Annotated in this window: 22 protein-coding genes; 9 read left to right on the top strand and 13 right to left on the bottom strand. The window is 70.9% G+C overall.

The window, feature by feature from the left end; all coding sequences use genetic code 11:
* Positions 1-23 precede the first annotated feature (23 nt).
* From coaA to MICNX66_RS04030, 8 genes are all read left to right on the top strand, one after another.
* On the top strand, positions 24-977 hold the full coding sequence (coaA, locus tag MICNX66_RS03995) for a type I pantothenate kinase (protein ID WP_071327518.1): 954 nt from the start codon (positions 24-26) through the stop codon (positions 975-977).
* 64 nt (positions 978-1,041) lie between these two features.
* Positions 1,042-2,889, top strand: coding sequence for a glutamine--fructose-6-phosphate transaminase (isomerizing) (glmS, locus tag MICNX66_RS04000; protein WP_187663386.1), 1,848 nt, complete (start codon positions 1,042-1,044; stop codon positions 2,887-2,889).
* 105 nt (positions 2,890-2,994) lie between these two features.
* Entirely contained in the window at positions 2,995-3,354 is a 360-nt protein-coding gene (locus MICNX66_RS04005; RefSeq protein ID WP_187663387.1) for a holo-ACP synthase, read from the top strand.
* Entirely contained in the window at positions 3,351-4,457 is a 1,107-nt protein-coding gene (gene alr, locus MICNX66_RS04010; RefSeq protein WP_187663388.1) for an alanine racemase, read from the top strand. The genes MICNX66_RS04005 and alr overlap by 4 nt, the downstream gene beginning before the upstream one ends.
* Positions 4,454-4,948: a tRNA (adenosine(37)-N6)-threonylcarbamoyltransferase complex ATPase subunit type 1 TsaE gene (gene tsaE, locus MICNX66_RS04015; protein WP_232089186.1), complete on the top strand. Its 495-nt coding sequence runs from the start codon at positions 4,454-4,456 to the stop codon at positions 4,946-4,948. Before alr ends, tsaE begins: the two co-directional genes overlap by 4 nt.
* Positions 4,945-5,790 (top strand): response regulator transcription factor, encoded by an 846-nt coding sequence (locus MICNX66_RS04020; protein WP_187663389.1) that lies wholly within the window; start codon positions 4,945-4,947, stop codon positions 5,788-5,790. Before tsaE ends, MICNX66_RS04020 begins: the two co-directional genes overlap by 4 nt.
* Before the next feature lie 209 nt (positions 5,791-5,999).
* On the top strand, positions 6,000-7,592 hold the full coding sequence (locus MICNX66_RS04025) for a sensor histidine kinase (protein WP_187663390.1): 1,593 nt from the start codon (positions 6,000-6,002) through the stop codon (positions 7,590-7,592).
* Entirely contained in the window at positions 7,589-8,725 is a 1,137-nt protein-coding gene (locus MICNX66_RS04030; RefSeq protein WP_187663391.1) for a hypothetical protein, read from the top strand. Before MICNX66_RS04025 ends, MICNX66_RS04030 begins: the two co-directional genes overlap by 4 nt.
* 15 nt (positions 8,726-8,740) lie before the next feature.
* Here the strand turns inward: MICNX66_RS04030 and MICNX66_RS04035 are convergent, their stop codons facing one another.
* Positions 8,741-9,409 carry a FadR/GntR family transcriptional regulator gene (locus MICNX66_RS04035; protein WP_187663392.1) on the bottom strand — a complete coding sequence of 223 codons (669 nt, stop codon included), beginning with the start codon at positions 9,407-9,409 and terminating at the stop codon, positions 8,741-8,743.
* A gap of 278 nt (positions 9,410-9,687) precedes the next feature.
* Between MICNX66_RS04035 and MICNX66_RS04040 the strand changes: the two genes are divergently transcribed.
* Positions 9,688-11,376, top strand: a complete 1,689-nt coding sequence (locus MICNX66_RS04040; RefSeq protein ID WP_232089265.1) for a 2-isopropylmalate synthase — start codon at positions 9,688-9,690, stop codon at positions 11,374-11,376.
* Here the strand turns inward: MICNX66_RS04040 and csrA are convergent.
* From csrA to MICNX66_RS04100, 12 genes are read right to left on the bottom strand one after another with little or no spacing between them, the layout of a single operon-like run.
* Positions 11,373-11,624, bottom strand: a complete 252-nt coding sequence (gene csrA / locus MICNX66_RS16975; RefSeq protein ID WP_025104370.1) for a carbon storage regulator CsrA — start codon at positions 11,622-11,624, stop codon at positions 11,373-11,375. The genes MICNX66_RS04040 and csrA overlap by 4 nt on opposite strands.
* A 4-nt stretch (positions 11,625-11,628) precedes the next feature.
* Positions 11,629-13,692 carry a flagellar biosynthesis protein FlhA gene (locus MICNX66_RS04050; RefSeq protein ID WP_187663394.1) on the bottom strand — a complete coding sequence of 688 codons (2,064 nt, stop codon included), beginning with the start codon at positions 13,690-13,692 and terminating at the stop codon, positions 11,629-11,631.
* Positions 13,689-14,780 (bottom strand): EscU/YscU/HrcU family type III secretion system export apparatus switch protein, encoded by a 1,092-nt coding sequence (locus MICNX66_RS04055; protein WP_187663395.1) that lies wholly within the window; start codon positions 14,778-14,780, stop codon positions 13,689-13,691. The genes MICNX66_RS04050 and MICNX66_RS04055 overlap by 4 nt, the downstream gene beginning before the upstream one ends.
* Positions 14,777-15,538 (bottom strand): flagellar biosynthetic protein FliR, encoded by a 762-nt coding sequence (locus tag MICNX66_RS04060; RefSeq protein WP_187663396.1) that lies wholly within the window; start codon positions 15,536-15,538, stop codon positions 14,777-14,779. The genes MICNX66_RS04055 and MICNX66_RS04060 overlap by 4 nt, the downstream gene beginning before the upstream one ends.
* Before the next feature lie 4 nt (positions 15,539-15,542).
* Positions 15,543-15,815, bottom strand: coding sequence for a flagellar biosynthesis protein FliQ (fliQ, locus tag MICNX66_RS04065; protein ID WP_025104366.1), 273 nt, complete (start codon positions 15,813-15,815; stop codon positions 15,543-15,545).
* Positions 15,812-16,621 carry a flagellar type III secretion system pore protein FliP gene (fliP, locus tag MICNX66_RS04070; protein WP_187663397.1) on the bottom strand — a complete coding sequence of 270 codons (810 nt, stop codon included), beginning with the start codon at positions 16,619-16,621 and terminating at the stop codon, positions 15,812-15,814. The genes fliQ and fliP overlap by 4 nt, the downstream gene beginning before the upstream one ends.
* Entirely contained in the window at positions 16,618-17,055 is a 438-nt protein-coding gene (locus MICNX66_RS04075) for a FliO/MopB family protein (RefSeq protein WP_232089187.1), read from the bottom strand. The genes fliP and MICNX66_RS04075 overlap by 4 nt, the downstream gene beginning before the upstream one ends.
* A gap of 50 nt (positions 17,056-17,105) precedes the next feature.
* Entirely contained in the window at positions 17,106-17,765 is a 660-nt protein-coding gene (fliN, locus tag MICNX66_RS04080) for a flagellar motor switch protein FliN (RefSeq protein ID WP_187663398.1), read from the bottom strand.
* The gene (locus MICNX66_RS04085; RefSeq protein ID WP_232089266.1) at positions 17,762-18,682 is read right to left on the bottom strand and encodes a flagellar motor switch protein FliM; all 921 of its coding nucleotides are present in this window, start codon (positions 18,680-18,682) and stop codon (positions 17,762-17,764) included. Before MICNX66_RS04085 ends, fliN begins: the two co-directional genes overlap by 4 nt.
* Before the next feature lie 49 nt (positions 18,683-18,731).
* Positions 18,732-19,541 carry an OmpA/MotB family protein gene (locus MICNX66_RS04090; protein ID WP_187663400.1) on the bottom strand — a complete coding sequence of 270 codons (810 nt, stop codon included), beginning with the start codon at positions 19,539-19,541 and terminating at the stop codon, positions 18,732-18,734.
* Positions 19,538-20,350, bottom strand: a complete 813-nt coding sequence (locus MICNX66_RS04095) for a motility protein A (RefSeq protein WP_071327503.1) — start codon at positions 20,348-20,350, stop codon at positions 19,538-19,540. The genes MICNX66_RS04090 and MICNX66_RS04095 overlap by 4 nt, the downstream gene beginning before the upstream one ends.
* The gene (locus MICNX66_RS04100) at positions 20,350-20,604 is read right to left on the bottom strand and encodes a flagellar FlbD family protein (RefSeq protein ID WP_187663401.1); all 255 of its coding nucleotides are present in this window, start codon (positions 20,602-20,604) and stop codon (positions 20,350-20,352) included. The genes MICNX66_RS04095 and MICNX66_RS04100 overlap by 1 nt, the downstream gene beginning before the upstream one ends.
* Positions 20,605-20,815 lie beyond the last annotated feature (211 nt).

The raw sequence follows: 20,815 nt of genomic DNA on the forward strand, positions 1-20,815 counted from the left end.
GAGGATACTCGCGCGCGGTTACGATGGACGACGTGACCACCGCCGACCCCACGCTGCCGCTGTCGCCGTACCGGGAGATCGGGCGCGCGGAGTGGGCGCGTCTCGCCGCCGGACTCGACCAGCCCCTGACCGAGACCGAGGTCGTGGAGCTGCGGGGGATCGGCGATCGTCTCGACCTCACCGAGGTCCGTGAGGTGTACCTCCCGTTGAGCCGGCTGCTGAGCCTGTACGCGAGCGCGACGAAGCAGCTCGGTGCGGCCACCTCGTCGTTCCTCCAGGAGGACGACACGACCACGCCCTTCGTCGTCGGTGTCGCCGGCTCCGTGGCCGTGGGCAAGTCGACCATCGCCCGGCTCCTCCGCGAGCTGATGAGCCGGTGGCCGGGGACGCCGCGCGTGGAGCTGGTGACGACGGACGGCTTCCTCTACCCGAACGCCGAGCTGGAGCGCCGGGGCCTCATGGACCGCAAGGGCTTCCCGGAGTCGTACGACCGCCGGGCGCTGATCGAGTTCCTCACGGAGGTCAAGAGCGGAGCGCCCGAGGTGCGGGCGCCGTTCTACTCCCACATGCGCTACGACATCGTGCCGGACGCGCACGTCGTGGTGCGCCGCCCCGACGTCGTGATCGTCGAGGGGCTCAACGTCCTGCAGCCTCCGCCCGCGCCGAACGACGTCGCCGTCAGCGACCTCTTCGACTTCTCGATCTTCGTGGACGCCGACACCGCGCACATCGAGAAGTGGTACGTCGACCGGTTCCTCGCGCTGCGGCAGGGGGCCTTCAGCAACCCGTCGTCCTACTTCAACGTGTTCGCGCACCTCACCGACGAGGAGGCGATCACCACCGCACTGGGATATTGGAACGAGATCAACATGCCGAACCTCGTCGAGAACGTCATGCCCACGCGGCACCGCGCGCGGCTGGTTCTGCGCAAGGGCGCGGATCACGACGTGGAGAGCGTGCTGCTGCGCAAGCTCTGAGGCGCCCTGGCGGACGTCCTATTGTTCGGACGACTCGCAAAAATTCCCGCTTACCCTTATCCCCATGTGTGGAATCGTCGGATACGTGGGCCCGCGGCCCAGCCAGGACATCCTTCTCGCCGGCCTCGCCCGGCTCGAGTACCGCGGCTATGACTCCGCGGGCATCGCCGTGATCGACGGCGAGGGAACGCTGGGCATGCGCAAGAAGGCGGGCAAGCTCGCCATGCTTCGCGACTCGCTCGGCGATGCACCCCTCGCCGACGGCACGACCGGCATCGGTCACACCCGGTGGGCCACGCACGGCGGCCCGACCGACGTCAACGCGCACCCGCACCTCGCCGACGACGACAAGCTCGCGGTGATCCACAACGGCATCATCGAGAACTTCGCCGCGCTGCGCGACGAACTCCTCGCCGACGGCGTCGCCTTCCGCAGCGAGACCGACACCGAGGTGGCCGCAGCTCTGCTCGGCCGCGAGTATGCCGGCAACGGGGGCGACCTGGCGCTCGCGTTCCGCGCCGTCGTCAACCGCCTCGAGGGCGCCTTCACGCTCCTCGCGATGCACCAGGACCACCCGGGTCTCGTCGTCGGCGCTCGCCGCAACTCGCCGCTCGTGATCGGCCTGGGCGAGGGGGAGAACTTCCTCGGCTCCGACGTCGCCGCCTTCGTGGAGCACACCCGCAAGGCCCTCGCGATCGGTCAGGACCAGATCGTCTCGATCACCCCCGACGCGGTGACCGTGACCGACTTCGCCGGCACGCCCGTCGCCGCCGAGCCGTTCGACGTCTCGTGGGACGCCGCCGCCGCCGAGAAGGGCGGATGGTCGAGCTTCATGGCCAAGGAGGTCGCGGAGCAGCCGGAAGCCGTCGCGAACACGATCCGCGGCCGCATCCGCGACGGTCAGGTCGTCATCCCGGAGCTGGACGGTCTCGACGACCTGTTCGTCGGCATCAACCGCGTCATCATCACCGCGTGCGGCACCGCGTCCTACGCGGCCCTCGTCGGCAAGTACGCGATCGAGCAGTGGGCGCGCGTGGCGGTCGACGTCGAGCTCGCCCACGAGTTCCGGTACCGCGACCCCGTCATCGGCGCGGACACCCTCGTCGTCTCGATCAGCCAGTCCGGCGAGACCATGGACACCCTGATGGCCGTGAAGTACGCCCGGGAGCGCGGTGCCCGCACGCTGTCCGTCTGCAACACGCAGGGGGCGACGATCCCGCGCGAGTCCGACGCCGTCGTCTACACGCACGCCGGCCCGGAGGTCGCCGTCGCCTCGACCAAGGCGTTCTCCGCCCAGATCACGGCGCTGCTCCTGCTCGGCCTGCACATGGGACGAGTCCGCGGCGTCGTGGCCGACGCCTCGACCGATGTCGAGGAGCTCGCCGCGCTGCCGGAGAAGGTCGCGAAGGTGCTGGAGAGCGAGCACGAGCACGTGACCCAGCTCGCGGGCTGGATGGCCGACACCCGTTCGGTGCTCTTCCTCGGTCGCCACGTGGGCTACCCGATCGCGCTCGAGGGGGCGCTCAAGCTCAAGGAGATCTCCTACATCCATGCGGAGGGCTTCGCCGCCGGCGAGCTCAAGCACGGTCCGATCGCGCTGATCGAGCCGGGCCAGCCCGTGTTCGTGCTCGTGCCGTCGCCGCGGCACTCGGCACTCGTGCACTCCAAGGTCGTCTCCAACATCCAGGAGATTCGCGCCCGCGGTGCCCGCGTGATCGTGGTGGCGGAGGAGGGCGACGCCGCCGTGCTGCCCTTCGCCGACGAGGTCATCCACATCCCGCTCGCCGGCCCCATGTTCGAGCCGCTGCTGGCCGTCGTCCCGCTGCAGATCTTCGCGATGGCGCTGGCGACCGCGAAGGGCCTCGACGTGGACCAGCCGCGCAACCTCGCGAAGTCCGTCACGGTGGAGTGACCGCCGACCCACCCTGTTCTGTTCGCCCCACCCCTCTGCGTGCGCACGCAGAGGGGTGGGGCGTTCGTAACGGGGTGGGTGGGGAAGCCCGAGTAGGCTGAACGCGTGATCATCGGCACCGGCATCGACCTCGTGGACATCCCGCGGTTCGAGCGCACGATGACCAGGACCCCGCGGCTGCGGGAGCGGCTGTTCGCCCCGTCCGAACGGGAGCTCCGCCTGCCGTCCTTGGCCGCGCGGTACGCCGCGAAGGAAGCGCTGATCAAGGCCCTCGGCGGCTCCGACGGCGTGCACTGGACCGAGATCGAGATCGCCTCCGAGCCCTCAGGGCGGCCGCATTTCGTCCTGTCCGGATCCACCGCTGCGGTGGTCGAGGAGCGCGGCATCCTCACGCTGCACCTCACCCTCACCCACGACGCCGGTCTGGCTGCCGCGTTCGTCGTCGCCGAAGGAGCCCCGCTGTGACCGTCCCGTTCCGCGAGGCGACGATCGACCTGGATGCGATCGCCGACAACGTGCGGCACTTCCGTCGCCTGACCGGCGTGGAGGTGCTCGTCGTTGTGAAGGCGAACGCGTACGGCCACGGTGCCGCCGCGGCCGCCGTGGCGGCTCTCTCCGCCGGCGCCACCCGCCTCGGCGTGGCCGAGATCCCGGAGGCACTGGAGCTGCGGCGTCAGGGCGTGCACGCCCCGATCGTGGCCTGGCTGCACGCTCCGGGGGAGCGCTTCGTCCAGGCGGCCGCCGAGGGGATCGAGCTCGGCATCTCGTCATACGACCAGCTGCAGGCGGCGGCCGCCGCCGCATCCGGAGACGGCCCGGTCGCCGTGCACCTGAAGCTCGAGACCGGGTTGTCGCGCAACGGCATCGCCCCCGACGACTGGGGGACGGTGCTCGCGGAGGCCGCTCGCCTGGAGCGCATCGGACGGGTCAGGGTCGTGGGACTCTTCAGCCACCTCTCCAACGCCTCGCCCGCCGACGACCGTGCCGCGCTCGCCCGATTCGAGGAAGGGGTGGCGCAGGCCGCCGCTCTCGGCGTGCGACCCGAGATCCGCCACATCGCCGCCACGGCCGCCGCCATCGACCTTCCCGAGACGCGACTGGACGCCGTCCGCATCGGCATCGGCACCTACGGCCTCTCGCCCTTCGACGACCGCTCCTCGGCGGAACTGGGCCTGCGTCCGGCCATGACCCTTCGTGGGGCGGTCGCCGCCGTGCGGCGCGTTCCCGCCGGCACCGGGGTCTCCTACGACTACGTGCACCGCACGGACCGGGAGACCACCCTGGCGCTCGTGCCGCTGGGGTATGCCGACGGCGTCCCCCGCAGCGCCTCGGGGCGACTGCCCGTGTCCATCGGAGGGCGGCGCTACACGAACGTGGGACGGATCGCGATGGATCAGTTCGTCGTGGACGTCGGCGACGCCCCGGTCGCGGTCGGCGACGAGGTCACTCTCTTCGGGGACCCGACCCTCGGCGTGCCCTCGGCCGCGGACTGGGCGGAGGCCGCCGGCACCATCGGCTACGAGATCGTCACCCGCATCGGTCACCGGGTGCCGCGGAGGACGACGTGAGCCTGGACCCGGCGTTCCTCGGACGCCGGCAGATCGCCACCTCCGACGAGATGGAGCAGCTCGGGCTGCGCATCGGCGAGCAGCTCGAACCGGGCGACCTGCTCATCCTCACCGGACCCCTGGGGGCGGGCAAGACCACGTTCACCCGGGGTCTGGCCGAGGGACTCGGTGTGCGGGGACCCGTGCAGAGCCCGACCTTCGTGATCGCCCGCACCCACCCGTCCCTGGTCGGCCGAGCGCCGCTCGTGCATGTGGACGCGTACCGCCTCGGCTCCGCCGCCGAACTCGACGACCTCGACCTCGATCTGGAGCGGTCGGTCGTGGTCGTGGAGTGGGGCCGCGGCATGGCGGAGGAGCTCGCCGACGCCTGGTGGGACGTCGAGATCGAACGCCCCGTCGGAGCCGGCGACGACGAGGACGACCTCGACCCCTCGGAGCTGGACGCCGACGCGCCGCGCTTCGTCACGATCGCCCGCGAGGAGCGCGCGTGACGGGGGAGACGCCGCTGGTCGCGGTCATCATCGAAGACGACCCCGGTGTGCGGTCGCTCCTGGACGAGGTGTTCCTCGCCGCGGGCTTCCGCACCGTGCTGGCGGGTTCCGGTCCGGACGGTCTCGCGGCAGTGGCGGCGCACCACCCGATCATCACCACCCTCGACATCAACCTCCCCGGCATCGACGGGTTCGAGGTCGCGCGACGCATCCGACGGGTCAGCGACACCTTCATCATCATGCTGTCCGCCCTCGCCGAGGAGTCGGACGTGGTGCTGGGCCTCACCTCCGGTGCCGACGAGTACCTCGTCAAGCCCTTCCGGCCGCGCGAGCTGCGGGCGCGGATCGAGGCGCTCCTCCGCCGTACCCGCCTGTCCGCGGCGGACAAGGGGACGCCCGCGGCCGCGAGCGCCCCGCCGCCCCGGGTCACCGTCTCGACGGCCTCCGCGGCGTCGAGCGCGTCCCTGCCGGTCATCGCCGCCGCCGACGCCACCGTCGCCACGTGGCGAGGGCTCGTGCACCGCGACCTCAGCCTCGACCTCGACACGCGTCTCGTGCTCGTCTCCCAGCGCCCCGTCGAACTCACCCCCACCGAGTTCGATCTGCTCGCCGCGCTCCTCGAGGCCGGCCGCAGAGTCTGCAGCAAGGCCGACCTCGCACGCGGGCTGCGCGGCCTCTCCGGAGACGCCTTCGACCGGGTGAGCGAGCCGGACAAGCGGGCCATCGAGACGCACATGGCCAATCTGCGCCGGAAGCTCGGTGACAACCCGAACGCCCCGCGCTACATCGAGACGGTGCGCGGCGTCGGCTACCGTCTGACCTCCGACGACCGGCCCGTCTGAGGAGAGGGGTCGAGGCCGCGGCTCCCCCACCGCGGCCCCGGATGCCTGCGAATCCCCACTCGCGCGGCCCCAGCTTCTGCGAAATCCCCAGTCGCAGCGTCGGCTCCCACTCAGAATCGTAGGACGGGAAGGCCACCTGAAGAGCGCGAAGTGACGATCTTTGAGTAATCTTGCGTGAATGCTGAGGATCGACCGGGAGGCGGGCCTTGATGATCCGCACGGTCTCGATCTGGCGGTGGCAGCTGGTGTTCACCGCGAGCATCGTCGCCATCGTGGTGATGGTCGCGGGCTTCAAGCCGCAGACCCTCGCGATCCCGCTGTTCATCGGGGGGATCGGCCTCATCGTGGTCACCACCCTGGTGGCGCTCATGGTGCCCTGGCGGCGCCTGCCGCGCACGGCGGTGACCGTCCTCCCGCTGCTGGACGTGCTCGGGGTGGGACTGACGACGAACGTGCCGGATCTCCGGCTCGGTTTCCTCTGGGTGTTCCCGGTGGTCTGGTTGGCGACCTACTTCTCGATGCCCTGGGTGTTCGTCGGCATCGTCCTCAGCGGCGGCTGCCTCGTGTTCTTCGCGGACCGCTCCGGGCCGCCGGAGGACGTACTGCTCCGGGTGCTCACCGTCGTCATCACCCTGAGCTTCCTCGGCGTGACCGTCCGTATCGGCGCCCAGCGCTCCGGTGCGGCGCGGCGGCTCCTGCAGCGCCGTTCCGAACAGGTGAACAGGGCGGCGGAGCGGGCCGAGACGAACCAGGAGCGCGTCACGCAGGTCATCGACGCGCTGGGCGTCGCGCTGGTGGTGGTCACCTCCGCGGGCCGCGTCCTGCAGATGAACGACGCCTACCGCGCCCTGTACGGCCGCGACCGCTTCGGCACAGCGCTCCCGTCGGCCTCCGTCGAGTACGACGCGCGGCGCGGAACGGCTCTGACGCCGGAGCGCACCACGCTGGCACGAGCCGCCGCGGGGGAGCAGATGCGGGAGGAGCGGGTGTGGCTGTACGACGGTGCAGGGCAGTGGCATGCCCTGGCCGTGACCACCCAGCCCATCGCAAGTGCCCGGGAGGGGGAGAGCATCACCCTCGTCGTCATCGATGACGTCACCGCCCTCCTCGAGGCCGCCGAGGAGCGTCGGGCGCTGACCGCCGTGATCTCCCACGAACTGCGCAACCCGCTCACGGCGATCATCGGCCATGTCGAGCTCCTGCGGGAGCGCGACGACCTCCCCGGCCGGGTGCCGGCGCAGATCGAGGTCATCGCGGACGCCGGGGAGCGGCTGCAGGATCTCGTCACGAGCATGCAGGCTCAGACGGGGCGGATCTCGCACGACCCCTTCGAGCCGGTGGACCTGCGCGTGGTCGTGGAGGAGTCCGCCGCATCGTTCGCGCCCCTGATGGGCGCCGCCCGCCAGGAACTCGTGCTCGATGGGGCGGAGCGGGTGGTGATCACGGGAGACGCGTTCCGGTTGCGTCAGGTGGTGGACAACCTCCTGGGCAACGCCGCCAAGTACACGGAGGGAGGCGGTCGCATCACGGTACGGCTGGTGGAGTCCGACGGCCATGCGGAGGTCACGGTGGCGGACACGGGGATCGGCATCTCCGAGGACGAGCTGCCGCGGCTGTTCGAGCCGTACTTCCGCGCCGACAGTGCCGTGCGCGGCGGCATCCCCGGTACCGGGCTCGGCATGGGCATCGCGCGGGACATCGTGGTCGCGCACGGCGGCGTCATCCTCGTGTCGAGCGAGGTGGACGTCGGCACCACCGTCACCGTCCGTTTCCCCCGACGAACGAAAGAGGACCCCGTATGACACCGCTCGTGCCCGTGAGCGTCGATGTCACCACGAGCATGGTGGCGGTGGTGACCGTGCTCACCGCGGTCGTCGTCGGTCTCGCGACTCTCGCCCGACCGAGCAGGGCGACCATCGTCTGGGGGGTCGCCTTCGGTATCGGGATGCTCGGCGCCTACCTGTGGCTGGCCGGGCACCACACCGGCAGCCCCGTGCTGCGGGCGGCCGCGTCCGCCATCGTCGTCTGCTTCGTGCCGCTGGTGTGGATCGGCGTGCGGATGCATTTCGAGCGCACGGCACCCTGGCTTCCGGTCATCGTCGCGCTCGTCGGGGTGCCCGCAGCCCTGATCCTGACGGCGGGCACGCGCTGGTATCTGCCGGTGTTCCACGTCGTCTTCCTGGCGATGGCGGTCTTCGCCGGGCTGCTCGCCTGGGAGCTGACGCGCGGGCAGGCGGCGACGCGGGACATCGTCCTGCCGCTCGCGCTCGCCGCGTGCGGCTTCGTGGTGGTCGCCGTCGTCAGCGCGGGATCCGCCCTCGTCTCCGGCGGCGTGAGCACCGAGGAGCAGCTCAGCGCGCTCCGCGGAGTGAACGCCCTGGGGACGATCGTCATGAGCACCTGCGCGGCGTTCACGCTCGTGCTCCTCGTCCGGGTGGAGAGCGCGCCGCCGGGGACCGACGGCGCCGCGAACCGTGCCAGGGATCGTCTGCGCAAGGCGGCAGCGCAGAAGGACCCCGCGTGGTCGGTCCTCGACGTCCGCCTGGACGATCCCGCCGACCTCCGCGAGGCGTCGAGCAGCGCCGGGTTCCGACGCATCGCGGACCGGTTCCACACGGACATCTGCGACGCGCTTCCGGCGACCGCCGATGCGGAACGGGTCGCCGACGACCGCGCGATCGTCCTCATCCACGGCAGCGACGAGGCGGTGCGCTTCCATCTGCGGGCGATCCTGGGATCCGTGTCGATCATGGACCTGGACGCGCCGGCGACCGGCATCCGTTCCTCCGCGAGCATCGGCTGGGCGACGGCATCCGTCGCCGGGTACGACTACGACGCTCTCGTCGCGGCGGCGGCATCGGCGGCGTGCCGGGCGCGCGATGCCGGTGGGGATCAGTGGAAGCGGGCGCAGGAGACAGACCTGGCCGCCGTGTGACCAGGCCCTCCGGCGTCAGCCGAACAGCCTCTTCGTCGTGTCGAGGTGCTCGCGCGTCAGGGCGGCGGCTGCTCTCGGGTCGCGCGCGACGATAGCGTCGCCGATTCGCGCGTGCGCCTCCTGGTCAGCATCGTCGCCGTGATGGCCGCGGATGCGCAGCATGTCGATCATCGCCTGCAGCGAGCGGGGGGCGAAGCCGTCGAACAGCTCCCGCAGCACGGGATTGCCGGACGCGACGACGACGGCGCGGTGGAAGGCCATGTCCGCCTCGACGTGCGCGCGGACGTCCGTGCGACGACGGTCACGTTCCGCGAGCGTGCGCGTCAGCTCGTCCAGGTCTGCGGAGGTCCGGCGCTCGGCGGCGAGAGCCGCGGCTTCGACCTCGATCGCGGTGCGGGCCTCGAGGACGGCGATGATGTCGGCGCGATCGAGGACGGCATCCCAACTCGCGGCGGGTTCCGTGGCCGTGACGAAGACCCCGGCGCCCTGGCGTGTGGCGAGCACGCCTCGCCCCGCGAGGATCCGGATCGCCTCCCTGGCCGTCGACCTTCCGACCCCGAGCTGCGGAGCGAGCGTCGTCTCGCCCGGCAGCTTGCCGCCGACCTGCCACTCGCCGGCTCCGATGCGTGCGAGAAGGAGCTCGGCGGCCTGTTCGGCGAGGGATTCGCGGCGCACGGTCGTCATGGGCCCATTCTCGCATCCGACGCACTTCTCTGCTTGTCTGAGGAGTTGTGGTAGAGTGCCCGTATGCGCACGCTCCGGTTCCTCCTCCTTCGCCGCCACGGCGGGGCCTGATCAGACCGGCTCCTCGTCGTGGAGCCGCAGCACGCGTCGGTCGCCCTCCCCGCGATCCGAACAGGAACCAGACCATGACCCCGTCCCGCGCTTTCCCGACCCTCTCGACTCCCTCCGGTGTCCTGCCCGACGACGCTCCGCACTGGAATCGGCAGCGGCCCTCGCAGATGCCCTCGAACCGCTATCGAGACGTGTACTCCCGCGTCGCCGTTCCGCTGGAGACCCCGACCTGGCCGAGCGCGCGACTGACGCAGGCACCGCTCTGGGTCCCGGTGGATCTCCGCGACGGGAACCAGGCGCTGGCCGAGCCGATGGACCCGTCCCGCAAGCGACGGTTCTTCGAGCTCATGGTCGCCATGGGCTACAAGGAGATCGAAGTCGGCTACCCCTCGGCCTCCCGGACGGACTACGACTTCGTCCGGCTCCTCGCCGAGACCGACCTCGCTCCCGCCGACGTGACGATCGTGGTGTTCACGCCGGCGCGACGCGAACTCATCGAACGGACCGTGGAGTCCGTGCGCGGCATCCGCAATCCCGTCGTCATCCACATGTACACCGCTACCGCGCCCACGTGGCGGGACGTCGTCCTCGGACAGGACCGTGAGGGGCTCACCGCGCTGATCCTCGCCGGAGGGGAGGACGTGCTGCGGTTCGCGGGAGACCTCGACAACGTCCGCTTCGAGTTCTCCCCGGAGGTGTTCACCCTCACCGAGCCGGACTTCGTCCTCGAGGTGTGCGACGCGATGACGACTCTGTGGGACGCGAGCCCCGAGCGTCCCGTGATCCTGAACCTGCCGGCGACCGTCGAGGTCGCGACCCCGAACGTCTACGCGGACCAGATCGAGTACATGCACCGCAATCTCGGGCGTCGTGAGGGGGTCATCCTGTCCGTGCATCCCCATAACGACCGCGGCACTGGCGTCGCCTGTGCAGAACTCGCCGTCCTCGCCGGCGCGCAGCGGGTCGAGGGGTGCCTCTTCGGTAACGGGGAGCGCACCGGCAACGTCGACCTCGTGACCCTCGCCCTCAACCTGCACGCGCAGGGCGTCGACCCGATGATCGACTTCTCCGATATCGACGAGATCCGCCGGACGGTCGCGCACTGCAACGGGATCGACATCCATGCGCGGCATCCGTATGCGGGCGACCTCGTGCACACCGCCTTCTCCGGCACCCATCAGGACGCCATCCGGAAGGGGTTCGCGGAACATCGCGCCCGTGCTGCGAGGGAAGGCCGCGCGGAACGGGACATCGAATGGCGCGTGCCGTATCTTCCCATCGACCCGGCGGACATCGGCCGCAGCTACGACGCCGTGATCCGCGTCAACTCGCAGTCCGGGAAGGGCGGCATCGCCTACCTGCTGGAGGACGCCTACGGGATCGAGCTGCCGCGGCGCCTGCAGATCGACCTCGCTCGTCACGTCCAGCAGCGCACCGAGCAGACGGGACGCGAGGTCTCGGCCGCGGAGGTATGGGCCATCTTCGATGCCGCCTACCTCGCGAGCACGAGCCCGACGACGCTGCGAGCGGAGGCCGAGGTCGCGGGAGGGTGCACGACGATCACGCTCCACGCCGACGGCGTCGAGACACGGACCCGCCATGACGGCGTCGGTCCGGTGGAGGCGCTGGGCACGGCGCTCGCAGGGATCGGCCTGCCCGTCGAAGTCCTGAGTCTGCACCAGACGAGCATCGGATCGGGGGCTGGGAGCGAAGCGCTCACCCTGATCGAGTATCGCGACGGCGTGCGCTCGGGCTGGGCGGCCGGGCGCGACCGCTCCGTGCTGACCGCGACCCTGCATGCCGTGCGGAACGCGGCGGAGCGCTCCGCCACCGCCCCGCGGGGCGAGCGGGCCTAGGGGGTCTGCTTCTCGCGCCCGCGCGCGAGTGCCGCGGTGATGGCGTCCGCGGCGCTCGCGTCGGTGTCGGCGGCGGCGGAGACGTTCTCGGCGACGACGGCCTCGATGATCTCGGTGCGCTGGATGCGGGTCTCCCGCGGGGCCTTGACGCCGATGCGCACGCTGTCGCCCTTGATGTCGAGCAGCGTGACCTCGATCTCGCCGTCGATGCGTACGCTCTCACCGATCCGCCTCGTCAACACCAGCATTCGTTCAGCCTACTGGTGCGGCGGGGGCGGCCCCGAGCGACGCGGTGGACGAGTCCCGGACCACCCCGATCGTCTCGATCGTGAGGGCGGCCGCGGTCGCCTCGCTGTAGGAGAGCACGGGGAGGCCGTCGGTCTGCGCCGACACCAGCCGCCGCACGGCGGGGCGCAGCGATGGTGCGCACACGAGCACCGGCTCTCCGCCGTCCGTCTGCGCGGCCACGGCCTGCTTCACCGACGCGATCACCGCTTCCATCCGCGGTGGATCGAAGACGATCTGAGAGCCCTCGTCGCCGGGACGGAGGCTCTCCAGCATCGCCTGCTCCAGCAGCGGGGCGATCATCACAACCCGGAGCGTGCCGTCCTCGGCGAAGCGGGAGGCGATGGCAGGGCCCAGCGCGGCACGGGCCGCCTCGATCAGCCCTTCCGGGTCGGTGGAGACCTTGGCACGGAGCGCGAGCGCCTCGTAGATGCGGCTGAGGTCGTTGATGGGCACGCGCTCGGCGAGCAGGCCCTGCAGCACCCGCTGCACCTCCGCGAGCGAGAGCAGGGCGGGCGTGAGCTCCTCGACCGCCGACGGGGAGACCTGCTTCAGGGCGTCGGTGAGCTGGCGGACGTCCTCCCGGGTGAGCAGCCGGGCGGCGTGCGTCTGGATCACGCTCGACAGATGGGTGATGATGACACTCGCCCTGTCGATCACCGTCGCCCCGGCGAACTCCGCGCTGTGACGCATCTCCATCGGGATCCACTTGCCCTCGAGACCGAACACCGGGTCCAGAGCGGCGGTCCCCGGCAGGCTGTCCAGCCCCTGCCCGAGGGCCAGGACCGACCCGGTGGGCGCGGTGCCGCGTCCGGTCTCGACACCGGCGATGCGGATGACGTACGTCGCCTGGGGGAGTTCGATGCTGTCCCTCGTGCGCACGGGCGGGGTGACCAGACCGAGGTCGAGTGCGATGCGGCGCCGCAGCGCCTTCACCCGGGCGAGGAGGTCGTCGGGTCCGCCGGTGACCAGGTCGACGATGTCGGGGGCGAGCAGGATCTCCAGAGGATGCACCCGCATGCGCTCGATGAGCTCCTCGGGCTGGTCCACCGGCGCGGGAGCCGGGGCCTGTGCGGCCTCCGCCTCCTCGCGCTTGCGGGTCGCGGTGATGCGCTGCGCGATGAGGAGCAGCAGGGCGCCGATCACCAGGAAGGGGAGCATCGGCATGTGCGGGATGAGAGACATGACGATGGCCGCGCATCCCGCGATGATGAGGGCGTTGCGCGACTGGCCGAGCTGCGTGGACGCGGCCGATCCCATCTCGGCCTCGGCGGTCGAGCGGGTGACGATCATGCCGGTCGAGACGGCCATGAGCAGGGCGGGGATCTGCGTGACGAGGCCGTCGCCGATCGTGAGCAGGCTGTAGGTGCTCACCGCCTGGTCGATCGACATGCCGTGCTGCACGAGGCCGATCGCGATGCCGCCGACGAGGTTGATGATGATGATGACGAGTCCGGCGATCGCGTCGCCCTTGACGAACTTCGAGGCGCCGTCCATCGCCCCGTAGAAGTCGGACTCGGCCGCCACCTCCGCCCGGCGTTCGCGGGCCTCGGTGTCGCTGATGAGGCCGGCGTTGAGATCGGCGTCGATGGCCATCTGCTTGCCCGGCATCGCGTCGAGCGTGAACCGGGCGCCCACCTCGGCCACGCGCTCTGCACCCTTGGTCACCACGACGAACTGGATGACGACGAGGATGAGGAAGACCACGGCGCCGATGATGAGCGAGCCGCCCACCGCGATCGCCCCGAACGCCTCGATCACCTGTCCCGCATATGCCTCGCCGAGGACGAGGCGGGTGGAGGCGACGTTCAGCCCCAGCCGGAACAGCGTCGCCACGAGCAGCAGCGAGGGGAACACCGAGAAGTCGAGCGGCTTCTTCACGAACATCGAGGTCAGCAGGATGACCAGCGCGAACATGATGTTGAGGATGATCAGCACGTCGAGCAGGAACGGCGGCACCGGAACGACGAGCAGCATGATGATGCCGACGACGCCGATCGGCACCCCGAGCGTGATGAGCAGCTTCTTCATACGGTCCTCCGATACGGGAGAGAGTGGATGCCGCGGGCGGCGCCTCGGCGCCGGAGCGCGTCGACGAACACGAGCACGCGTGCCACGGCGTTGTAGAGGTCTTCGGGGATCTCCTGACCCAGCTCGCACGCGGCGTGCAGGGCTCGGGCGAGGGTGACGTCACGGACGAGGGGGACGCCGGACTCGAGCGCCTTCTCGCGGATGCGCTCGGCGATGACCCCGCTGCCCTTCGCCACGACCTTCGGCGCGGACGTGCCGGGGTCGTACTCCAAGGCGATGGCGATGTGCGTGGGGTTGACGACCACGACGTCGGAGCCGGCGACCGCGGCGATCATGCGGTTGCGGCTCACCGCGAGCTGGCGCGACCGGCGCTGCTGACGGATGAGCGGATCGCCCTCGGAGTTCTTGTTCTCGTCGCGCACCTCGCGCTTGGTCATGCGGGTGTGCTTGCGGTTGCGACGCATCACCACGAACAGGTCGATGGCCGCGAGCACCAGGCCCACCGCGATCGCGGTCTGCAGCAGCGCGGCGGTCCCGTCCGCCGCGGTGCCGAGCAGCCGGGAGATGGAGTGGGCGCCGCTCGCGGTGAGCACGGGCATGAGGCCGGCGATGACGACCCACAGGGCGAGGGCGATGGCGGCCGTCTTCAGCAGGGCCTTCGCCCCCTCCCAGAGGGCCTGCAGGCCGAACACCCGCCGGACCCCGGAGACGAGGTTGAACTGCTCGTAACGCCCGGACAGCTTCCGCAGATGCACGCCGCCCTGCACCACCGCACCGAACAGCGTCACGATCGCGACCGCGGCGAGCAGCGCCCCCAGGGTCGGCAGCACCGAGGCGAGGGCCCGCCCGAGGGCCGCGAGGGCGGCGTCGGGTGAGGGCGCCTGCATGAGCGAGGTGAGGGAGATGAGCTGCTCGGTGCCGGCGCCTGTCCCCGCGGCGATGGCGGCGGGCATCATGACGGCGGCGGCGCCGATGCCGAGCCACGCCGTCAGGTCCTGGCTCCGGGCGATCCGGCCCTTCTGCCTGGCCTCGCGGAGGTGCTTCTCGGTGGCCTTCTCGCTGCGCTCGCCGCTGTCCGACCCGCTCACGGCGTCACCCCCTGCATCATGCGGAAGGCCTGGGTGGCGAGGGCGTCGACGATGCCGGGGAACGCGACGTACACGGCACCGGCGAGCAGGAGCGTCAGCAGGATCTTGACCGGGAAGCCCATCGCGAAGGCGTTGAGTGCCGGCGCCACGCGCGTGATGAGCCCGAGCCCGACATCGGCGAGGAAGAGCACCAGCACCAGAGGGCCGGCGATCTGTACGGCCGCCAGCACCATCTGGGACACCCCGTCGACGAGCAGCTCGGTCGGTCCCGCCACACGGAAGATGCCGTCGACCGGAACGGCGTCGAAGCTGCGGGCGAGCCCGGCGAGGATGAGCTGATAGCCGCCGGAGGCGAAGAGCAGCGTGAGCGCCGTCAGGTGGAACAGCCGGGTGAACTGCGCGCCGTTGACCATCGCCGCCGGGTCGAAGGCCTGGGCGAGCTGGAACCCGCCGAACACGTCGATCAGGCTGCCCGCGGCCTGCACCGCGGAGAAGCAGAGCAGCACGAGGAAGCCCAGCAGGGCACCGGTGAGGAGCTGGATCACGAGTGCGCCGAGGAACGGCCCCGTGTCGAGGCTCTCGTAGCCCGGGGCGACCGCGGCACCCACCGCGAGGGACAGTCCGATCGAGAGCATCGCCTTCACCCGCACCGGGATCGCCCGATACGAGAACGGCGGGGCGATCATGATGAACGCCGTGATCCGCACGGCGGCGAGCAGCGTGGCCTCCAGCCACGCGAAGTCGATCGGGATGAACACGGGCTCATCCGCTCAGCAGAGACGGGATGCGGGCGAACATCTCGTTCGTGAAGGCGATGATCTCGGCGATCATCCAGTTCCCGGCGATGAGCAGGGCGATGCCGACGGCGACGATCTTCGGCACGAACGACAGCGTCACCTCCTGCACCTGGGTGATGGACTGCAGCAGCGAGATCGCGAAGCCCACCACGAGCGCCGTGATCAGCATCGGTGCGGCGAGCTTGGCCGCGATCAGCAGCCCCTGGGCGCCGATGTCGAGGACGGCCTCGGGGCTCATCCCACACCTCCGTAGCTCTCCAGGAGGGCTTTGATGATGAGCCCCCAGCCGTCGACGAGGATGAACAGCAGGATCTTGAACGGCAGCGAGATCATGACCGGCGGGAGCATCATCATGCCCATCGACATCAGCGCCGCGGCCACCACGAGGTCGATCACGAGGAACGGCACAAAGATCACGAAGCCGATGATGAACGCGGCCCGGAGCTCCGAGATCATGAACGCGGGGATGAGCGTGTACATCGGCACGCTCGCGGGGTCCTCCGGGTTGTCCTGCGCGGCCATACGGGTCATCAGCGCGAGGTCCTCCTCGCGGGTGTAGTGCAGCATCCACTCCCGCAGCGGGCCCTGCCCGACGTCGACGGCCTGCGTGAACGTGAGCGCGCCGTCGATGTACGGCTGGACGGCCAGCGTGTTGATCTCGGTCAGGACCGGCCACATGATGAACAGCGACAGGAAGAGCGACAGCCCGGCCAGCACCTGGTTCGGCGGGATGGTGGGGAGGGACAGCGCGTTCCTGGTCATGGCGAGCACCACGAAGATCTTCGTGAACGACGTCATCATCAGCAGCAGCGCGGGGGCCACCGACAGCAGCGTGATCCCCAGGAGGGTGAGGATCGATCCGGACGGCCCGCCGTCGATCCCGTTGATGTCGATCGTCACGCCCTCCCCGTCGTCCGGGGTGATCTCGGCGTGCGCGGCGCCGCCGGTGACGACGACGAGGACCAGGGCCAGGAGGATCGCGCCCGCGACGACGACGAGGAGCCGCGAGGCGCGAGCGCGATCGACGGCACGGCTCGCGCTCATCGGGCGCGCCGGAGGGCCTCGGCGGTCTGCCGCCAGGTATCGGGGGAGAGGATGGAACCGCGGAGCGGGTCGTTGCGGTGCCGTACGCGGCGACGGAGCTCCGGTGCGGCGGTGCCCGCTGCCGGGTTACCGGTGAGGGCGGCCGCGGCGAGGATGCGGTCGAACTCGGCGTCGTCGCTCACCGGATCGCGCTCGGACGCGGATGTCGTCTCCGAGGTGTCCCGGAGCTCGGGTCGGACGGGGAGACGGTCGACCACGCTCACGCCGTGCTCGGTGACCCCGAGCACGTAGCGCGCGTCGTCGGTCTGCACGACCACGAGCTGCGCCTTCGGGCCGATGCCCTGGCGTCCGAGCACCGTGATCGCCTCCGCGTCACGGCGCCGCGCCTGGGTCTTCGACACCCGGCGCTGCAGGAACCAGAGCAGCCCGAGCACTGCGGCGAGCGACAGCCCGACCCGCAGCGCGAGCAGGAGGTCGTCCAGGGTCAGGCCTCGACGTTCTCGAGGATGCGGGTGATCCGCACCGCGTAGTCCTGATCCACGACGACGACCTCGCCGTGTGCGATCGTGCGTCCGTTGAGCTTGACGTCCGCCGGGGCTCCCGCGGAGCGGTCGAGCTCCACGATGCGACCCGGCTCGAGGTCGAGCACGTCGCGGACCGCCATGCGGGTGCGGCCGATCTCCACCGTGAGCTCCATCTCGACGCCCGCGATGCGGTGCAGGCGGCCGTCGGCTCCCGTCGGACGCGCCGGGCGATGCGTGATCCGCACCGCGAGTCGGCCGATGGTCCGCTCGGTGTGGTCCACGAGGTCGAAGAGCTGGGTCTGCGGGTCGGCGAAGACGGCCGAGGCGTCGCCGACCGCCGCCTCGCCCAGCAGCCCAGGGCCGAGGGCGGTCGCGGCGGCCTCGAGCGCATCCAGGAGCCGGTCCGTGAGCGGACGGTCCCCGAGGCCGTCGACCAGCACGTCGGCGTCGAGGAGCTGCACGGCGAGCTGCGCGCTCGCCTCTCCGACGAACTGCGCCACGACGGCCTCCCCGGTATCCCCGGACGCCTGGGAGGCGCGGGCGGTGACCGGTGCGGCGGTGGGCAGTCGCGCCGCGAACGCGGCGGCGACGGCGGACTCGTAGGCGGTGGTGCTGATCACGCGGACTCCTGAGCGGGGGCGGTTTCGGGGACGGTGGCGGTCACGACGCAGGCGAGGCGGGCACCGGCACTGCCGACGGCCGCCGTCGCGACGGTCTGATCGCCGACGGTGAGGAGCATCGGACGGTCGGCGGCATGCGGCAGGGGCAGCAGATCCCCGACGGCGAGGTCGAGCACCTCACGGGGCAGCACGGTCCGCGGTGCCAGCCGGAGCGCGATCTCGACCGGAGTCGATTCCACCTGGCGGCGCACGAGACCGGGGGTCTCGGAGCGGTCGGCGTCGGAGGCGCGCACCGCGAAGCCGGCGAGCACCGAGGCGGGGAGCATGATGCTGGCGGGGACGGTCCGGCCGCCGTGGCGCATCGACAGACGCGCCACGATCACCGGCTCCCCGGCGGCGGCGACCTGCGCGAACTGGGAGCTGTACTGGATGCCGGCGACGGCGACCCCGGTGGGCAGCAGCCCGTCGAGGCTGCCGGTGAGGTGATCGATCGCGTCGCCGATCAACGACCGGATCAGCGCCTGCTCGATCGGGGTGAACGTGCGGTCCTCGGCGGTGGCGGTGACCCGGCCGCCGACCATCTGCACGATCCAGGAGGTCGCGGTCGGGATCGGCACCTGCACGATCAGGCGCTCGTCGGAATCCGGCAGCGCGCACACGATCATGGTCGTGGTCGTGGGCAGCGACTGCGCGTATTCGCCGTACGTGAGCATGCCCACGTGCTCGACGGCGATGGTCGCGCGCACGTGGATCTTGCCCGAGAGCTGGGCCGACCATTGCCGGGCGAACGTCTCGAAGGCGAGCTCCAGGGTGCGGGCGTGCTCGCGCGACAGCGTCGCCGCCCGGCCGAAGTCGTAGACCTCGACGTCGGCGGTCGCCGTTTCCGCGCGCACTCGCGAGCGCACGCCGTCATCCATCACCACGAACCCGACTATCGGGCGGTGATCGGCGTGCGTTAGGGGCAGGTCAGGGGGAGGTCTGCGCAGCACCCGCGGCAGGGATCAGCGCTCGCACCTCCTCGCTGGCGTCGGAGAGGATGACGATGTCCACGCGGCGGTTCTCGGCGAGCTGCTCGGGGGTGCTCCCGGCGGCCACCGGACGGGTGTCGCCGAAGCCCACGGATTTGAGATGTGCGGGGGGCAGGCCGGCTGCCTCCACGAGATAGCGCAGCACCTGGGTGGAGCGTCCCGCCGAGAGCTCCCAGTTGGTCGGGAAGGGTGCGACCGAGCCGCGGGCGTCGGCGTGCCCCTCCACCGAGATCTCGTTCGGCGCGGAGACGAGGACCGAACCCAGGGCGTCCAGCACCTGCGTCGCGGCCGGACTGAGATCCGTGCTGTTGGTGGTGAAGAAGGTCTCCGCGCTCACCAGTCCGATGGTCAGCCCGCGCTCATCGATCGTGAAGGTGACGTCGGTCTCCAGTCCCCGCTCCGCGAGGACCTGACGCAGCCGCTCGCGCAGGGCGGACAGCTCGTCGAACTCGCGCTCCGCGGCCTCCAGGCCCGTGTCGGCGAAGTCCTGGCCCTCGTCGTCGATGAGCTCCGGAGGCACGACCACGCCGCTGGTCACGTCGACGTCGTCCGAGGGCTCCTGGCCGAAACCCGTCGCGAGCGAGGCGCTGAGGGCCTCGAACTTCTCCTGGTCGACCGTCGACATCGCGAACAGCACGATGAACATGCACATGAGCACCGTCACCATGTCGAGGTAGGACGCCATCCAGCGCTCGTCCGGTCCGCTGTGCTCGGACTCCTGGACACGGCGTCGGGTGCGCACGCTCATGAGAAGAGGTCCTCGTGCGCCTCCGTCTCCGCGGGCTGCTCGCGGCGGCGGGAGCGGCCGGGGGAGCGGTCGGAGACGAGCGCGCTCAGACGTTCGCGGACGTGGGCGGGGGCGGCGCCGGCCTGCACGGCGAGCATGCCCTCCATCAGCACCGTCATGCGTTCGAGCTCCAGCTCGCCGAGGCGCTGCAGCCGGCCGCCGATCGGCAGCCAGATGAAGTTCGCCGACAGCAGGCCCCACAGCGTGGCGACGAAGGCCGCGGCGATCATCGGGCCGAGCGTGTCCGGCTTGTCGAGCTTCTCCAGCACGTGGGTGAGGCTGACCACCGTGCCGATGATGCCCACCGTGGGAGCGAACCCGCCGAGGGTCATGTAGAAGCGCGAGGCGGTGCGGTTCCGGGCGGCGGTGGACGTGAGCTCGTCCTCGAGGAGCACCCGCAGGTCCTCCGCGTCCGTGCCGTCGGCGATGCTCTGCAGGGCCTGCCGCAGGAACGGGTCCTTCTCCTCGTCCAGACCCTGCTCCAGCGCGAGCAGGCCCTCGGAGCGGGCCTTCTCCGCGTAGCCGACCACGGTGTCGATCGTGCTCTGCGCGGTGCGCCGCTCGCCGCGGAAGGCGCGGGGGAGGGACTTCACGGCGTGCAGGGCGTCGCGCAGCGTGCCGCTGGCGAGCCCGACCGCGATCGTGGCGCCGAAGACGAGCACCATGGGAGCCGGGAGCAGGAGCGACCCGACCGTCGCTCCCTCCAGGTTGATCATGGCGATCAGGGCGCCGAACGCGAGGACGAGCCCGAGGATGAGAGACGGATCCATCAGGCGTCCCCTCCCGTCACGTCAGCGCCGGGCAGGGGGTCCTCGGTGCCGGCCGCGACCAGCGCGGCGGCGGTCGCGAGGACACCGGCGCGGAACCGGGTGATGCGGGCGATCACGTCGTCCATCGTCTCCGTGACGACGAAGGTCGCGCCGTCGACCATCGTGATCGTCGTGTCCGGCGTGGCCTGGACACGTTCGATCAGGTCGGGGTTCACCGCGAACCGGGAACGGTTCAGGCGCGTGAGGACGATCATGGGCTCCATCCTGGAAAAGCTCGCCCCGCCCGGAAGCGGGGAACCGACGGCCCGTCCTGGGCTGTCGGAGGGGACTGTCGGCCGGGCGCTGCGCGTCGTTAGCGCCGGTGCCCGAGCGGACGGGGATCTTCCTCACGACGGGCGCGTCGTCGCCGATAGGGATCAGGGGCGGGGGACGATGAGCAGCGGGCGAAGGGAGCCTTGTGCGGGA

The sequence above is a fragment of the Microbacterium sp. Nx66 genome (genome assembly GCF_904066215.1).
Classification (GTDB): Bacteria; Actinomycetota; Actinomycetes; order Actinomycetales; family Microbacteriaceae; genus Microbacterium; species Microbacterium meiriae.

Coding starts and splice junctions, on each gene's coding strand:
- coaA (WP_071327518.1), top strand. CDS start 24: ATGGACGACGTGACCACCGCCGACCCCACGCTGCCGCTGTCGCCGTAC.
- glmS (WP_187663386.1), top strand. CDS start 1,042: ATGTGTGGAATCGTCGGATACGTGGGCCCGCGGCCCAGCCAGGACATC.
- MICNX66_RS04025 (WP_187663390.1), top strand. CDS start 6,000: ATGATCCGCACGGTCTCGATCTGGCGGTGGCAGCTGGTGTTCACCGCG.
- MICNX66_RS04030 (WP_187663391.1), top strand. CDS start 7,589: ATGACACCGCTCGTGCCCGTGAGCGTCGATGTCACCACGAGCATGGTG.
- MICNX66_RS04035 (WP_187663392.1), bottom strand. CDS start 9,409: ATGACGACCGTGCGCCGCGAATCCCTCGCCGAACAGGCCGCCGAGCTC.
- MICNX66_RS04040 (WP_232089265.1), top strand. CDS start 9,688: ATGCCCTCGAACCGCTATCGAGACGTGTACTCCCGCGTCGCCGTTCCG.
- csrA (WP_025104370.1), bottom strand. CDS start 11,624: ATGCTGGTGTTGACGAGGCGGATCGGTGAGAGCGTACGCATCGACGGC.
- MICNX66_RS04050 (WP_187663394.1), bottom strand. CDS start 13,692: ATGAAGAAGCTGCTCATCACGCTCGGGGTGCCGATCGGCGTCGTCGGC.
- fliQ (WP_025104366.1), bottom strand. CDS start 15,815: ATGAGCCCCGAGGCCGTCCTCGACATCGGCGCCCAGGGGCTGCTGATC.
- fliP (WP_187663397.1), bottom strand. CDS start 16,621: ATGAGCGCGAGCCGTGCCGTCGATCGCGCTCGCGCCTCGCGGCTCCTC.
- MICNX66_RS04085 (WP_232089266.1), bottom strand. CDS start 18,682: ATGGATGACGGCGTGCGCTCGCGAGTGCGCGCGGAAACGGCGACCGCC.
- MICNX66_RS04090 (WP_187663400.1), bottom strand. CDS start 19,541: ATGAGCGTGCGCACCCGACGCCGTGTCCAGGAGTCCGAGCACAGCGGA.
- MICNX66_RS04095 (WP_071327503.1), bottom strand. CDS start 20,350: ATGGATCCGTCTCTCATCCTCGGGCTCGTCCTCGCGTTCGGCGCCCTG.
- MICNX66_RS04100 (WP_187663401.1), bottom strand. CDS start 20,604: ATGATCGTCCTCACGCGCCTGAACCGTTCCCGGTTCGCGGTGAACCCC.